14 protein-coding genes and 1 other RNA gene are annotated in these 14,247 nt (G+C 38.1%); 3 read left to right on the top strand and 12 right to left on the bottom strand.

All coding sequences use genetic code 11. From position 1 onward, the window contains the following. Positions 1-205 precede the first annotated feature (205 nt). The 7 genes from recR to V6E76_RS08045 form a co-directional block, all read right to left on the bottom strand. A complete protein-coding gene (gene recR / locus V6E76_RS08075) occupies positions 206-802 on the bottom strand; it encodes a recombination mediator RecR (RefSeq protein WP_247351955.1) in 597 nt (198 codons plus the stop codon). Then, positions 803-1,126 (bottom strand): YbaB/EbfC family nucleoid-associated protein, encoded by a 324-nt coding sequence (locus tag V6E76_RS08070; RefSeq protein WP_026867056.1) that lies wholly within the window; start codon positions 1,124-1,126, stop codon positions 803-805. Between the two features lie 67 nt (positions 1,127-1,193). Then, the gene (gene dnaX, locus V6E76_RS08065) at positions 1,194-2,828 is read right to left on the bottom strand and encodes a DNA polymerase III subunit gamma/tau (protein WP_247351953.1); all 1,635 of its coding nucleotides are present in this window, start codon (positions 2,826-2,828) and stop codon (positions 1,194-1,196) included. 115 nt (positions 2,829-2,943) lie between these two features. Further along, an RNA gene (ffs, locus tag V6E76_RS08060) (signal recognition particle sRNA large type) lies at positions 2,944-3,210 on the bottom strand. A gap of 48 nt (positions 3,211-3,258) precedes the next feature. After that, positions 3,259-4,320: a carboxypeptidase-like regulatory domain-containing protein gene (locus V6E76_RS08055; RefSeq protein WP_247351950.1), complete on the bottom strand. Its 1,062-nt coding sequence runs from the start codon at positions 4,318-4,320 to the stop codon at positions 3,259-3,261. Then, entirely contained in the window at positions 4,310-5,113 is an 804-nt protein-coding gene (locus V6E76_RS08050) for an ABC transporter ATP-binding protein (protein WP_247351948.1), read from the bottom strand. The genes V6E76_RS08055 and V6E76_RS08050 overlap by 11 nt, the downstream gene beginning before the upstream one ends. Before the next feature lie 144 nt (positions 5,114-5,257). After that, positions 5,258-5,719 (bottom strand): DUF1307 domain-containing protein, encoded by a 462-nt coding sequence (locus V6E76_RS08045; RefSeq protein ID WP_247351946.1) that lies wholly within the window; start codon positions 5,717-5,719, stop codon positions 5,258-5,260. Between the two features lie 117 nt (positions 5,720-5,836). Between V6E76_RS08045 and V6E76_RS08040 the strand changes: the two genes are divergently transcribed. The 3 genes from V6E76_RS08040 to dsdA all read left to right on the top strand — a co-directional run bounded on the left by V6E76_RS08040 (position 5,837) and on the right by dsdA (position 8,232). Further along, a complete protein-coding gene (locus tag V6E76_RS08040; protein ID WP_247351944.1) occupies positions 5,837-6,283 on the top strand; it encodes a DUF1801 domain-containing protein in 447 nt (148 codons plus the stop codon). 174 nt (positions 6,284-6,457) lie between these two features. Continuing rightward, a complete protein-coding gene (locus tag V6E76_RS08035) occupies positions 6,458-6,862 on the top strand; it encodes a hypothetical protein (RefSeq protein WP_247351942.1) in 405 nt (134 codons plus the stop codon). A gap of 83 nt (positions 6,863-6,945) precedes the next feature. Beyond that, positions 6,946-8,232 carry a D-serine ammonia-lyase gene (gene dsdA / locus V6E76_RS08030; RefSeq protein WP_247351940.1) on the top strand — a complete coding sequence of 429 codons (1,287 nt, stop codon included), beginning with the start codon at positions 6,946-6,948 and terminating at the stop codon, positions 8,230-8,232. Positions 8,233-8,672: 440 nt separating this feature from the next. Here dsdA and V6E76_RS08025 read toward each other — a convergent pair whose 3' ends face one another. From V6E76_RS08025 to V6E76_RS08005, 5 genes are read right to left on the bottom strand one after another with little or no spacing between them, the layout of a single operon-like run. After that, a complete protein-coding gene (locus V6E76_RS08025) occupies positions 8,673-9,911 on the bottom strand; it encodes an MBL fold metallo-hydrolase (RefSeq protein WP_247351938.1) in 1,239 nt (412 codons plus the stop codon). A gap of 18 nt (positions 9,912-9,929) precedes the next feature. Further along, entirely contained in the window at positions 9,930-11,285 is a 1,356-nt protein-coding gene (locus tag V6E76_RS08020) for an extracellular solute-binding protein (RefSeq protein ID WP_247351936.1), read from the bottom strand. 6 nt (positions 11,286-11,291) lie between these two features. Continuing rightward, positions 11,292-12,113: a carbohydrate ABC transporter permease gene (locus V6E76_RS08015; RefSeq protein ID WP_247351933.1), complete on the bottom strand. Its 822-nt coding sequence runs from the start codon at positions 12,111-12,113 to the stop codon at positions 11,292-11,294. A gap of 12 nt (positions 12,114-12,125) precedes the next feature. Next, on the bottom strand, positions 12,126-13,019 hold the full coding sequence (locus tag V6E76_RS08010; RefSeq protein WP_247351931.1) for a carbohydrate ABC transporter permease: 894 nt from the start codon (positions 13,017-13,019) through the stop codon (positions 12,126-12,128). Next, on the bottom strand, positions 13,009-14,064 hold the full coding sequence (locus tag V6E76_RS08005; protein WP_247351929.1) for an ABC transporter ATP-binding protein: 1,056 nt from the start codon (positions 14,062-14,064) through the stop codon (positions 13,009-13,011). Before V6E76_RS08005 ends, V6E76_RS08010 begins: the two co-directional genes overlap by 11 nt. Between the last annotated feature and the right edge of the window lie 183 nt (positions 14,065-14,247).

Genomic DNA, 14,247 nt, shown 5'->3' with positions numbered 1-14,247 from the left:
GTTTGTGTAAATTTCTTGTTGACTGTTTTTAATTATAACACGTTGTCGGCTCGAACGCAAGCATTAATTTTTTGTTAACTCTCATGTTGTATTTTGTTGTGTTCGTGTTTGTCGCTCAACAAGATATAACTATACAGGACACTAAGAATTAATGCAACCCTTTATTTAAAATTTATTTAAAAAAATTATAAGGGCATACATGCCCTTATAATTCAGTCCTATATTCTATTGCCTTAGATAGGGTGACTTCGTCCGCATATTCTAGATCGCCACCAATAGGTAAGCCATGTGCCAGGCGAGTCGTCTTGATACCAATCGGTTTGATGAGCCGAGTTAAATACATGGCAGTCGACTCCCCTTCAATATTCGGGTTAGTTGCTAATATGAGTTCATTTACTTCCTCATCTTTTAATCTTTCTAATAATGAAGGGATGTTAATATCCTCAGGTCCAATGCCGTCCATTGGGCTAATTGCACCATGGAGAACGTGGTACAGACCTTTATACTCACGCATTTTCTCCATAGCAATGACATCCTTAGTATCCTGGACTACACAAATCGTCGAACGATCCCTATTCTTATCTTGGCAAATATAGCACGGGTCTATATCTGTAATATGCCCACATATACTGCAAAAAGTTAACTCTCTTTTAACTTGCATGAGGCTTTTAGAAAAGTCTACTACGTCGTCTTCTTTCATATTAAGTACATAAAATGCCAGGCGCTGAGCTGTTTTCGGCCCAATACCTGGCAATTTCATGAAGCTGTCAATGAGCTTAGATATCGGTTCTGGGTAATGCATTTACATCATCCCTGGAATATTTAAGCCTTTTGTGTGCTTACCAAGACGTTCACTTGTTAGTTCATCAGCTTTGTTCATTGCTTCATTAGTTGCCGCGACAATGAGATCTTGTAACATATCGATATCATCAGGGTCTACAACATCTTCTTTGATTACAACGTCAATGACTTCTTTATGTCCAGAAACAACAACTGTCACCATACCGCCACCTGCAGTACCTTCAACTTGTTCTTCTTTCAGCTTCGCTTGCTCTTCTTCCATTTTCTTTTGCATTTTCTGCATCTGCTTCATCATGCCTTGCATGTTATTCATACCACCGCGCATGTTTTCATCCTCCGATACATTTTTATTTCTTCCATATTATATATGATTATGACTTTTTTACAAAGTATCAATCATTCACCTCAACAATATCTCCAAACATTTTCTTTGCGATATCTGAGGACTTCTCTTCAGTAGACTGTTTTTGCTGAATGTCACTTCTGTGTTGATCAATATAATTTTGTCTGACTTGCTTCCAACTCGAATCTGGGACCCCAACAACTTGTACTTTCTTACCGATAATTTCTAGTATTAACTTTTCAAGCTCTTCTTTTTTGCTGGCATTCTGATTGATAAGTTCACAGTGCACATCATTATCAAACTTGATTAAGACATGCGTATCGCTTGCAGCAACCGGCACAGAATCTTTGATTAGAGCTCGTAAAGATTGAAGACCTTTATCTTCAATGTATTTATAGACACCAGGCCAACCATCTTTAAGTTTAACTAAATCCTCTTTATTCGCATTTTTCAATACACGTTCTATCTTCTCAATTGAGAATCCTTGCTTACTTCTTGCAACAGTTTTCTTCGGTTTTTCTTTCACTTCAATGCCTTGTTCAATCTTCTCTTGGAGAGCATTAATTTGAGCCTTAAGTTCTACAATCTCATTTGACGAAGCTTCATTAATGTTCGCAGAAGGATGTACTGATTCAAGTACACGAATCAGTTTAACAATGACAATTTCCAAGTGCACACTTGTATTTACCGAAAATCTCATGCTGACCATTGCATCATTCAACACATCAACCATCTTGTACAAAATTTCGTTTTCCGTATGAACAAAGGCTGTATCCTCAGTAATCTTATTAGAGTGCTTCATCAATATAACATCTCTTATAAAGAATACAAGCTCATGGACTAGACGTGTCGGGTCCTTACCTTCATCTATAAATTGCTGATATTTATGAAATGCCGCTTCTGTGTTTTTATCCTCTATTGTTTTTAACCAGTCATTTAATTCATCTTGTTCAATCCCGCCTGTAATCATTACCGCGTCTTCCATAGTCACTTCATCACTTGAAAAGGCAATGACCTGATCCATAATTGACAATGCGTCACGCATTCCGCCTTCTGCAATTCTCGCAATATAGCGTAGTGCATTGGGATCGTACTTGGTACCTTCTTGGTCCGCAACGAATTCAAGTCGCTCAGTTATTTCATTAAGATCAAGTGATTTAAAATCAAATCTCTGTGTTCTAGAAATAATCGTCGCGGGAATCTTATGGGGTTCTGTAGTTGCTAAGATAAATATAGCATGTGCTGGTGGTTCCTCTAGGGTTTTTAACAGCGCATTAAAAGCACCTGTCGTTAACATGTGAACCTCATCTATAATGTAGACTTTGAACTTCGTTTCCGCTGGCGCATACTTCACCTTATCTCGAATATTACGAATTTCATCTACACCATTATTACTTGCAGCATCAATTTCAATCACATCGTTCGCACTACCGTCAGTAATAGATTGGCAAATTTCACATTCATTACACGGTTCACCATCTTGTTCGTTAGGACAGTTTAAAGCTTTAGCAAAGACCTTAGCGATACTTGTCTTACCAGTACCTCTTGGTCCACTAAATAAGTAGGCGTGTGATTCCTTACCACGTTGAATGGCATTTTGTAAAGTTTTAGTTACGTGACGCTGGCCGACAACATCACTAAATTTCTGAGGCCGAAAAGCTCTATATAACGCCTGATATTCCATCAAAAGGCACCTCATCTTTTCATTATTTCTAGCTGTAATTATAACATATGGTGTGCTTTAGACCCTTATATTTAGGCATAAAAAAAGACTTCATTCTTATGAAGTCAAAAAAGTACCGTGCACCGCTTTGTCGTGTCTGATGAACAAGCGTTACTCGTAAGTTCAACTCAATCACGGCAACCCTACGGCACATAGAATTGGCCACTTAATGCTGCTTCCTTCCGGACCTGACATGGTTCATGACGTTCTATTGCATAGGACCGCAATATCAACATTGAAGCTTACGAGGCAGTCCTCACACTCCAAACCCTCAAAAGCGGGATTCAGCCTTGCTAGAGCGGATTGCAAGTACAGGGCACCGCTACCTCCCCGCTTAGCACGGTAAGTTATATAATATCAAATTACTTTTCTTCATGCAAGAAATCTTTGTTTATCTTACAAAACGTCGGTAGACGATAACTCCAATTGTTGACAGTAGTAGTATGACGCCGACTGAAATTAAAATAATTTCTAACCCAGATATACTATCCGAAATTGATTCTTCCGATTTTTCATCTGTTTCTGTTTCTTCTACAGGTGTATCATCCGCTTCAGACGTTTCTTTTTCTTCTTCGGCGTCTTCTTCAACAGGTTCTTCACTTTCAATTTCTTGAACCTCAATAGAATAACCTAACTTATCTCTATTGCCGACCTCAACATCAATAGGTTCTGTTGTGGTTTGGTAAGAATCGTTTTCTTTCATATTTAATGTATATGTACCTGGAGCCACATCTTCAAAAAGAAATTCTCCATTGGCATCAGATTGAGACTCAACAGACTCTTCTCCATCCGTTAATACGAGCGTAATACCTTCCACACTCGCTTCACTGTCATCAATAACAGAGCCACTAACTGTATAACCTTCTCCCTCAAGCGCTTGAATCGAAATGCCTTCTTCATTCTTAGGTTCTTCAGCTACCTCTTCTTCCACAACTGGTTCTGTCTCTTCCACTACAGGCTCTTCATATGTTTGAACAGGCTCTTGATATTCCGTTTCATTGGCTTGATCACTATAACCGTCATCTTGAGTCTCTCTTTGATTGCCTTCTACCCAGACACCATTGGAATCATAATAACCTTCTGTATTATCGTCCTCTATCCATACACCGTTGGCATCGTAATAACCCTCTGAGTTATTACCATCATTCCAATTATTATCATTATAGTTGTTCGTGTTACTCTGACCGCTTTCTATCCAGTTACCATTCGTATCATAATATCCTTCAGTCGTCGAACCATCATCCCACGTTTCATTATTAGCATTCGGGTCTTGATAACTATCATTTGTCACACCATTTTGACCTTCGTTATATGTATCTGTTTGATTATTATTTTGCCAAGGATCTTGATATTCGTTGTTATATTGATTGTTATCTCCTTCAACTGCCTGAACATTTAAAGGACTAAATACAATTAAAAATGCGATAAAGATTAAGATGTATTTATTTTTCATCCTTAGCCTCCGTCTCTTTAATGATTAAACTCGGTCTATCATTATCAAACCTGACAGCCACCGGTGTCTTATAAGCTTCACTTAAATTATAATCTGTTAACACTTCTCTTTTTGGTCCTGCCTTTAACACTTCCCCATCTTTAATAAGTAAAACATGGGTAATCGGTTGAATTAATTCTTCTATATGATGCGTCACATAGAGTAAATGTCGGTCTTCATCACTTATTCTTCTTACAATGTTCAAGACCTCTTCTCTCGCTCTCACATCAAGTCCACTACATGGTTCATCTAAGATCAACAACTCAGGCTCTCCCATGAGTGCACGTCCAATCAATATCCTTCTTCTCTCACCTTGTGAGAAAGTATCATATGTACGGTCGCGCAAATGACTAAGATTCAACATATGAAGTATTGAATCCGCAAAATCGATTGTTTCACGATCTAGATCTTGGTAAATACCAAATGAAGCAAATTTACCACTGACGACAATATTTAATGCTGTCTCTCTATTTAATGTTTGATGAAATTTATCGAGACTGGAACTGACATAACCAATCTTCTTTCTCATCTCAGGTAAGCTTGCCTTACCAAATTCAGTACCAATAACCGTAGCTTTGCCACTTGTAGGATAATTGTAACCGAGCACAATATCTAAAATAGATGTCTTACCCGCACCATTTAAACCAAGAATTGCCCACTGTTCACCACTATTGACTGTCCAAGAAACATCTTTCAAAATTTCCTTTTTGCCGCGGCGCCACGTAATATTTTTTAATGAAATAATCTCTCCCACGGTTGTCACTCCTAAAGTTTCACATTTAACTCTATTATAACTGTAATAACACCCGTACAACATAGCTAGATGATAAAAAAGGATGAGAAGTCTCAAATTCAAGATTTCTCATCCAAAGCTTACTAATATTATCCTTTTGTATTTCTATTCTTCTGAATCTCCACCGACTTCTGTATAACCTTGAGATTCTAACATTTCAGCAGACCTTTCCATGCTGACACCTTCTTCTGGATCACCTTCAAGATCAATACCTGTCACATTTTGTGCTTCATCATAATCTAGTTCTTCATAATTCACTGTTAACTGTTCTACAGCCTCGTCATCACCAAATTCAATGCTGTAGTCAACACCTTGTAGACCTTCATATTCTTCAGAGACAGGTCCTAGAATTTCTTCCGCTTCTTCTTTAGTGATACCCAGTTCTTCATAGTTAACGATATTCTCAGCATCTTGACTGATTACTTCATCCCCACTGTAAGTATAGACTAAGGTACTGTCGATACCGTCTTCATTCATTTCAAATGTACGCGTCTCTTCACTGCTTCCACAAGCTGTCAGTACAAGCATTACAGCAATAAATAAAAATAATGCCCAAGCCTTCTTCATATACATACCCCCATTTGTTTATATTCTATAAATTACCCTAATAACTTACAATAAACATTTTTTATGTACTGCCTTTATATATATTTATAGTAAAATTGAATAAAAGGAGGTTAAAGTATGACTTTTGATGAGTATGTAGCATCCATAGATGATAAATGGAAAGATGCATTTCTAAAGACATGGGAAACATTTGAAACACACTTACCACCAGGTTTTGAAGTTAATATTTCTCATGGCATGCCTGGCTTTGACGTGCCATTATCTACCTTCCCCGAAGGCTACCACGTTGACAATTCCCCCTTACCATTCATAGGTATAGCAGCTCAAAAAAGACACCTCGCTGTTTATCATATGGGGATGTACAGAGAACCTAAAGTTCTTGATTGGTTTACTGAAGAATATCCAAAACACATGACGACAAAGTTAAATATGGGTAAAAGTTGTATACGATTCTCTAACCCTAAAAAGATTCCTTATGAATTACTCGCAGAATTAGCAGAGAAGTTTACTGTTGATGAGTGGATAGAGCTTTATAAAACAAGACCCACAGGACCAGATGCATAACATTACAATAAAGCTACTGTAACTGATTAGATGAGATAATATAATTTATTCTGAATACCAGTAAAATAAAACTTTCAAACAAGAATATATCAGATAATTAAACGATTAATATTGTTTTAACTCATCTCTCCAGGGTAGATATCTAGTAAATGTTAATCCTCAGGAGGGATGAAAATGTCTAGAGTTGAAACTTTCGTTAACGAGAAAGATTTATTGAATCGAATTCACGAATTGAAAAATGAGTTGAACGTCGACAGAAGAAAATTAACAGTGTATTCAAATGATTCTTTTGAAAGCTTGGAATTAAATGAGGATGTGCAATCGAAGACGATTGATGGTACTGCTAGTGATAAGTTAATCACTTATTTCTCTGCAGGTGAGCCGGAAGACAGACGCATCGAAAATATGAAATTAAATCACGAACAAGAAGAAGCTTACAGATTCGCTTTAGAACATCACCAATCCGTGTTGTTTATCGATAGTCCAGATTTTGAAGGTGCGCATAAGACTGAATTAAAAGATATGGACTATGATGCTGGTACAGTTGTTATCGATATGAACAAGCTTAATGACAAATAGTAAGAAAGGTTCCCAAACAAGGAACCTTTTTTATTTTGTCTAAATTTAATACACTGAATGAAAAGGGTTAAGGAGTTGATTTTGTGATTGTAGATAAATCTAAAGAAGAGTGGATACGTGAATATCCTAAAATACAAGAGTTAATCGATTATAAGGAGACCATTTGGTTAAATGACAATATTAGATCAATGGATACTGTGGCAGATGATTTAGCACTTACAGAAAATGATATTTTAGATGCTGAGGCTCGTTTAAAACGTTTTGCACCATATATTGCACATGTATTTCCAGAAACTACAGACCAAGCTGGCATTATTGAATCCGCTTTAACAGAACTCACTCATATGCCTAAAGCCTTACAGTCTTTGTTTAATCAAAAAGTTGATGGTCCACTATATTTAAAACAGGACAATCTCCTTCCCATTTCAGGTTCTGTAAAAGCACGTGGTGGTATTTATGAAGTTCTATGGTTTGCTGAAAAAATCGCTTTGAATGCAGGATTAATCAGCACCGAAGATAATTATATAAAATTTGATAGTGATGATTTTAAAACACTATTTTCACACCACGAGCTCGTCTGTGGTTCGACTGGAAACCTTGGTTTAAGCATCGGAATTATGGGTGCTAAATTAGGTTTTAAAGTAACAATCCACATGTCTTTAGACGCACGTCAATGGAAGAAAGATCTTCTTAGAGAAAAAGGCGTAAACGTGGTGGAACATGAAGATGATTATTCCAAAGCAGTCTTACAAGGGCGACAGGATAGTTTAAATGATCCAAATAGCTATTTCATTGATGACGAAAACTCAAAGACCTTATTTTTAGGTTACGCTGTCGCAGCCATTCGTCTAAAAGCGCAACTTCAAGACCAGAATATTATAGTCGATAAAAACCAACCCTTGAATGTCTATCTCCCATGTGGCGTTGGTGGCGGCCCGGGCGGCATAGCTTTCGGCTTAAAAACTGTTTTCAAAGATGCTGTAAATTGTTACTTTGTCGAACCCACACACTCACCATGCATGTTACTCGGTATGATGACAGACTATCATGATCAATTATCAATCCAAGACTTCGATTTGGATAATATAACAGCTGCTGACGGACTAGCAGTTGGGCGACCATCAGGCTTTGTCGGCGACTTATTAAAGAACCTTATTTCAGGAATCAGCACAGTGAGTGATACACATCTATTTGAAATGTTGACTGCGATCTACGATACTGAATCCATAAAACTAGAACCATCCGCATTAGCGGGGATATACGGGGCAGTTCAAATGAATAAGAGTGGCACACATATTGCCTGGAGTACAGGTGGAGATATGGTACCTGATGAAGTTTGGCAGAATTATTATAAAATGAGTCAAAATTAGTTGTTTGGATCGAGAAGATGATTCATCATCGACATCTGTCCAGCCTACACTGGAATGCTAACACCAGTTCATCGTTGAACTCCTAGTGCTCTTGGAGCTCAACAACAATTCACCGTTGGACTCCTAGTGCTCGCGAAGCTCAACAACAATTCACCGTTGAACTCCTAGTGCTCGCGAAGCTCAACAACAATTCACCGTTGAACTCCTAGCTCTCTTGGAGCTCAACAACAATTCACCGTTGAACTCCTAGTGCTCTTGGAAGTCAACAACAATTCACCGTTGGGCTCCTAGTGCTCGCGGAGCTCAACAACAATTCATCGTTGAACTCCTAGCTCTCTTGGAGCTCAACAACAATTCACCGTTGAACTCCTAGTGCTCTCGAAGCTCAACAACACCTCGACACGCTAAACAGTAAAAAGGAACGGCTCATGGCCGTTACTTTATTCATTACTCAATATATGATCCAATTGATAATATTTTCCCTTCTCAGGAAGAAAAGTTTTAAAGCCACTTTCTCTCAATATTTCCCCTTGCTCTTCGGGTTCAAAAGTATGCCATGGCACAGTTACACCGGGGTCAATATCTATTACAATATCGATAATGTCGTTTCTAGATGCGTGACCTGACACACTATAATCCACAAACTCAAAGCGGACATCTTCTAAAGTTTTCATCAATACTTCGTATCGAGGATCAAAGTCACCTAATGGTTCTCCGTTCATATGAACAAAAACACCTGCTTCTAATTCGCTAATTTTATCTATATCATCAAAGTGTATTTGAAGCACCTGATTACTTTTCTCCTCTAAGTCTGACCAAGTCTTCACATCCTCACTTGTATAGTGACTCAGCAGATTAGAGAATCTCCTATCCCAATAAATTGGACGTTCGATTTTATTGGCAAGACGGTTCAATTCAACCAAGCGCTCAATATTTCTCGGATAAGGATTAATCACTATTGTTCGATTTTCATCCAGTAAAAGCTGAGTGAAGTCATCGATTAAGTCTCTTTCGCTTCTCAACACTTCAACTTCTACCTCACCAGGAAAGCTAAAGGATGTGCCTTCAATCATCAATAGATCCACCGGTTTAACACCTTTAATCATATCCGTGATATTTCCCGGGTGATATCCATGTTTTCTAACATCACCACTGTGCAGGATTCTTTTATCTTCTGTTTCAATTAGAATGCTAGATGTTCCTACAGTATCATGATCGTTTGGGATAAAAGTCACGGTGTAATGACCAACTTTAATTGCCGTGTTATAAGGCACACCTTGTAAATCAGCACTTACCTCAACCTCTAAATCACTCGCTAGTAAGCTGTCATATAAAGCCTTAGTCTCTTCAGACATATAGACTGTCGTATTTTCTGGTAGATATTTTAAACCTGCATTGTGATCTAGATGAAGATGACTAATACAAACCACCTGATTAGTATATGGGCTGTCTTTTACATCAAGAAGCTCAGATTGAAAGTCAGCAGTATCATATAGATGTGGAATTGCCGGTAACTTACCCGCTTCAATTAAAGCTTCTGTCACAGATAAGTTACCTCCGTCTTCATACATTTCATTCGGCATGCCAAAATCCATAATTAGACGATCCTTACCATTGTCTAATGAAAATATATTGGAGCCTATGGACTGTAGTCCATTCCAAAATATAATACGTTCCATTTTTTACGCTCCTAATACCTAATTGTTTTCTTCAATAATTGTCGTCACTTCTTCTTGTAATCCTTCCATTGTTTCTGTTACATCAGCACCATCAATTAGAATTGCATCTTGTGCTTCTAACATCGCATTACGGTACTCACCTGAACCTGCAAACATTGGTGATGCAATCGCATATTCTGTTTCTGCTGCTGCAGCTTCTGCATTCGGGTTTTCTTCTAAATAAGTCTGATATGACTCATGTTCAATTCCAGCTTCTGTAACTGGCACATACCCTGACGCAATTGCCCATTCTGCAGTGTTTTCAGGCTGTAGTAAGAAGTTCATAAATGCCGCTGCACCTTGTTGTTCTTCTTCAGATGCTGAGGCAAAGACTGTAAGATCGTTACCTGCTAGTAATGTCAGTGGTTCTCCTTCGTTGTACACTGGTAATTCAGCAGTTGACCAGTTAATACCACTTTCCTCCGCACCAGGTTCTACGTGTGATAATCCTGCTGATGAACCAAGGTAAACCGCGATGTCACCTCGGCTAAATGGACCTGACATATATCCATCTTCCCCAGCAGTTCTTGCCCATCCAGCGTCAATTCCATCTACTATATACTGCATCGGTTCTGTCGCATTTTCTTCACCGATATCGACTGTTGAAAGGTCATCTGAAATCCATTCAGCACCATTTTGTCTCGCCATTGTTTCAAGTTCCATTTCAACACCTGCTTCAAGACCTAAAGCAAAACGCTCATCTCCAGCTTCTTGCATCTCTTCACCTAATGCTTGTACATCTTCAAACGTTGTTGGTACTTCTGCGTCATACTCTTCTAAAATATCTTCATTTACATACATGATTCTTACTGATTTAGAAAAAGGTAAAGCCATCGTTTGATCTTCATATGAAACACCTTCTAAAAATCCTGGAATAATGCTGTCATAAGTCTCTTGATCAAAATTTTCTCCTAACAATAAGTCATCTAACGGGATGATTAAATCATTTGATGACCAGTCAGGAATATTCGAAGCAGTCGCCTGTGAAATTGTCGGTAGATCATCAGATACCCCTGAAGCCATAATACTTTGGTTTAGAGTTTCATAGTCACCTTGGTTTTGTTCAACCACTTCATACTCATCTTGTGATTCATTAAATTTGTTTGTTAGTTCCGTGATCGCTTCTTGGTGTGGACCATTCATTGCATGCCAAAAAGTAATTTGTGTCGTGTCACCTGAAGTTTCTTCTGAAGATTCTTCAGAAGTTTCACTACTTTCTGTTGATGTTTCATCTCCTGAAGCTTCTTCTGTCGTACCCTCTTCTCCTCCACCACAAGCTGCAAGTACAAAAATCATCATTGTTAACATTAATCCCATCAATAATTTCTTGTTCATGGTAAATTATCCTTTCGTTCCGGTATTTGCAATACCTTTAATAATATATTTTTGGAAAATCATGTAGAACACTATCATTGGTACAATCACAAATGTCGATGCTGCCATAAGTAGTTCAAAACGCGTACCAGCCTCTGTCGTGAAGGCTTGAAGTCCAACAGGTAAAGTTCTCATCTCAGTGTCATTCGTTACAAGTAACGGCCATAAGAAAGCATTCCATGAGCCAATTACTTTTAGAACAACCATTGTAATAATTGACGAACGACTTAAGGGCACAAGCACTTGCCATAGAAATCTAAAGTCCGAACAGCCATCTATCTTCGCTGCGTAATAGAGGTTATCTGATATCGACTCAAACCTCTGTTTAACGATAAATACCGATAGCACACTGGCTAACCACGGCACAATCAGTGCCATGTATGTATTTATCCAGTCTAAGTTGGCTAAGGTTACAAAGTTCGGAATGATCAATAATTCTCCAGGTACCATCATCGTCGCAAGCAGTAAGGCAAATAGTACATCTTTCCCGTAAAAATTTAATCTCGCAAAGGCAAAGGCTGCAAGAATTGCCGTTAAGACCTCTCCTAAAGTGCTCAGTGCTGTAACAATCACACTATTGACGAGATACCGTACAAAAGGTGCGACTTGAAAAGCTTCAACGTAATTACTAAACACCATCGATACTGGCCACCAGATTGGTGGCATTGCAGTTGCTTCACCAGCTGTTTTCAACGATGTTGCAATCATCCAGTAGAAAGGAATTATCATTGTTAATGCTCCGATGCCAAGTAATACATAGATGATTGTTTTTTTTGAAACACTCGCCATGAAATTCCTCCTCTATCTGTAATGTACAAATCGCTTGTTCATCCATAGTTGAATGAGTGTTATAACGAAAATAATTAGGAACAATACAATTCCTGATGCTGATGCAACACCGTAATCAAACTCTGTATAGAATTTTTTGTATAAGTAATACACAACGGTAATTGTTGAGTTCGACGGTCCGGGCTTACCATTAAATAAGGCATATATTTCATCGAACACCTTAAAATTATTAATTATCGAAAGAATTGAAACTAAGAATATTGTCGGTCCAAGTAAAGGCACAGTCACATTTGTAAATCTTTGCCATGCACTTGCACCGTCAATTCTCGCCGCATCATAATAGGTCTTACTGATGTTGTTTAAGCCTACTAAGAACAATAAGATATTAAATCCTAAGCTCTTCCAGATCGCCATAATGATTGCTGCAGGCATAGCCCAATCTGGATTTGTTAACCAGTTGATACTGTCAATTCCAAATAAGCCCAACAAGTAGTTAATTAATCCGTAATTTGAATGGTAGAGCCAGCGCCAAACGATGGAAATAGCGACTGTACTCGTGACAAATGGCAGAAAGTAAATAGATTGAAATAATGGCTTTAAGAAATTCACATTATTTAATAAGATTGATATCGCTAAGGCAATCACAATAGATAGTGGTGTGACAAAGAGTACATAAACAAAAGTGTTCAGCAAGGCTTCAACAAACTCTTGATCACTAAACAATGTTTCAAAACTCGTTAAACCATAACCGCTTGTCTCACCTGTAAAGATGTTATAGTCGTTGTAAAATGCCATCGCAAAAGATTTTATTATCGGGTAAATGTTAAAGACACCAATGATGATAAACAAAGGTAATATGTACCAGAATGCTTGAAAAGTCGTTTTCCAAGTTTTTTTATTCTGCATCTTTAATCACCACTCGATTTCCATCTCCATCAAAGAAATGCATAGCATCAAAGTCCGTTGTGAAGGAAACTCTGTCACCTTCACTGAAGCTGATATCAACATCTGTAATATCGACAATTTGTTCATTGTCTAACTTCAATCGAACTGTACGTTCCTTACCTACGATTTCTATACGGTCTACCACACCAGTTATAAGACCTGACCCACCATCGACTTGGGTAAAAGATTCTGGTCGTATACCGATGAGCTTAACGCCATTGTTCTGTAATCTGTCTCGAAGACTTGAGTCAAATCTTGCTTTTAAATCGTCAAAGTCAAACGTACTAATCTCCGGACTTCCAAGAAACTGAGCAACAAAAATATTATCCGGTCGGTCATAGAGCGCCTGCGGTCCACTATGTTGTTGTATTAACCCTTCATTCAACACCATCACTTTGTCTGAAATACTTAAGGCTTCTTCTTGATCGTGAGTAACAAAAACCGTTGTCACACCCGTCTCCTTTTGAATTCTTCGTATTTCTTCACGCATGCCCTTTCTCAATTTTGCATCGAGATTTGATAATGGTTCATCCATCAACAAAATTGATGGTTCTTTACTGAGCGCTCTCGCAATAGCGACACGCTGCTGCTGTCCACCGGACAATTGTCCAGGCTTCTTGTTCAAGTGTTCTGAAATTTGTACAAGTTCTGCAAGTTCTAAGGCTCTTTCCTTACGTTTCTTTTTGTTTACTCCAGCCATTTTTAAAGGAAACATAATATTATCGATAACGGATAGATGAGGGTATAAGGCATAATTTTGAAAGACCATACCCACCTTACGTGCATTCGCATCTTTTTTCGTCACATCTGTATCACCGAAGAATATTTTTCCGTCCGTTGGCATGAGTAACCCTGATATAAGCATGAGAGTTGTGGACTTACCACACCCAGACGGACCTAGAATTGAAACCAAGGAATGATCTTGAATGTCAAAACTCATGTCGTCTAATATCGTCCTATCATTGCCATCATATTTCATTGATACATTTTCAAATCTTACTTTCATGTAAATCCTCCTTGATCCGTCTGTCTCTCTTACCAGGCGTCTTCAAGTTTAGCAATTCACTTTTAAATCCTTGTTAATTTATAGAAAAGTTATTGTTTCTTTTATCATTTTGAGCTATTCTAAAGTGCTACACTAATATAGATTTAGCAATAAGTAATGAACAGAATGCCTTAAACATTAGCT

The organism is Jeotgalicoccus huakuii (assembly GCF_036665975.1).
Taxonomy (GTDB): domain Bacteria; phylum Bacillota; class Bacilli; order Staphylococcales; family Salinicoccaceae; genus Jeotgalicoccus; species Jeotgalicoccus marinus.
The sequence above is the reverse complement of the archived record's forward strand: the minus strand, read 5'-3'. Positions and strand labels throughout refer to the sequence as shown.

Coding starts and splice junctions, on each gene's coding strand:
- dnaX (WP_247351953.1), bottom strand. CDS start 2,828: ATGGAATATCAGGCGTTATATAGAGCTTTTCGGCCTCAGAAATTTAGT.
- V6E76_RS08005 (WP_247351929.1), bottom strand. CDS start 14,064: ATGAAAGTAAGATTTGAAAATGTATCAATGAAATATGATGGCAATGAT.
- V6E76_RS08040 (WP_247351944.1), top strand. CDS start 5,837: ATGACTTTTGATGAGTATGTAGCATCCATAGATGATAAATGGAAAGAT.
- recR (WP_247351955.1), bottom strand. CDS start 802: ATGCATTACCCAGAACCGATATCTAAGCTCATTGACAGCTTCATGAAA.
- V6E76_RS08070 (WP_026867056.1), bottom strand. CDS start 1,126: ATGCGCGGTGGTATGAATAACATGCAAGGCATGATGAAGCAGATGCAG.
- V6E76_RS08015 (WP_247351933.1), bottom strand. CDS start 12,113: ATGGCGAGTGTTTCAAAAAAAACAATCATCTATGTATTACTTGGCATC.
- V6E76_RS08045 (WP_247351946.1), bottom strand. CDS start 5,719: ATGAAGAAGGCTTGGGCATTATTTTTATTTATTGCTGTAATGCTTGTA.
- V6E76_RS08025 (WP_247351938.1), bottom strand. CDS start 9,911: ATGGAACGTATTATATTTTGGAATGGACTACAGTCCATAGGCTCCAAT.
- V6E76_RS08010 (WP_247351931.1), bottom strand. CDS start 13,019: ATGCAGAATAAAAAAACTTGGAAAACGACTTTTCAAGCATTCTGGTAC.
- V6E76_RS08020 (WP_247351936.1), bottom strand. CDS start 11,285: ATGAACAAGAAATTATTGATGGGATTAATGTTAACAATGATGATTTTT.
- V6E76_RS08035 (WP_247351942.1), top strand. CDS start 6,458: ATGTCTAGAGTTGAAACTTTCGTTAACGAGAAAGATTTATTGAATCGA.
- V6E76_RS08055 (WP_247351950.1), bottom strand. CDS start 4,320: ATGAAAAATAAATACATCTTAATCTTTATCGCATTTTTAATTGTATTT.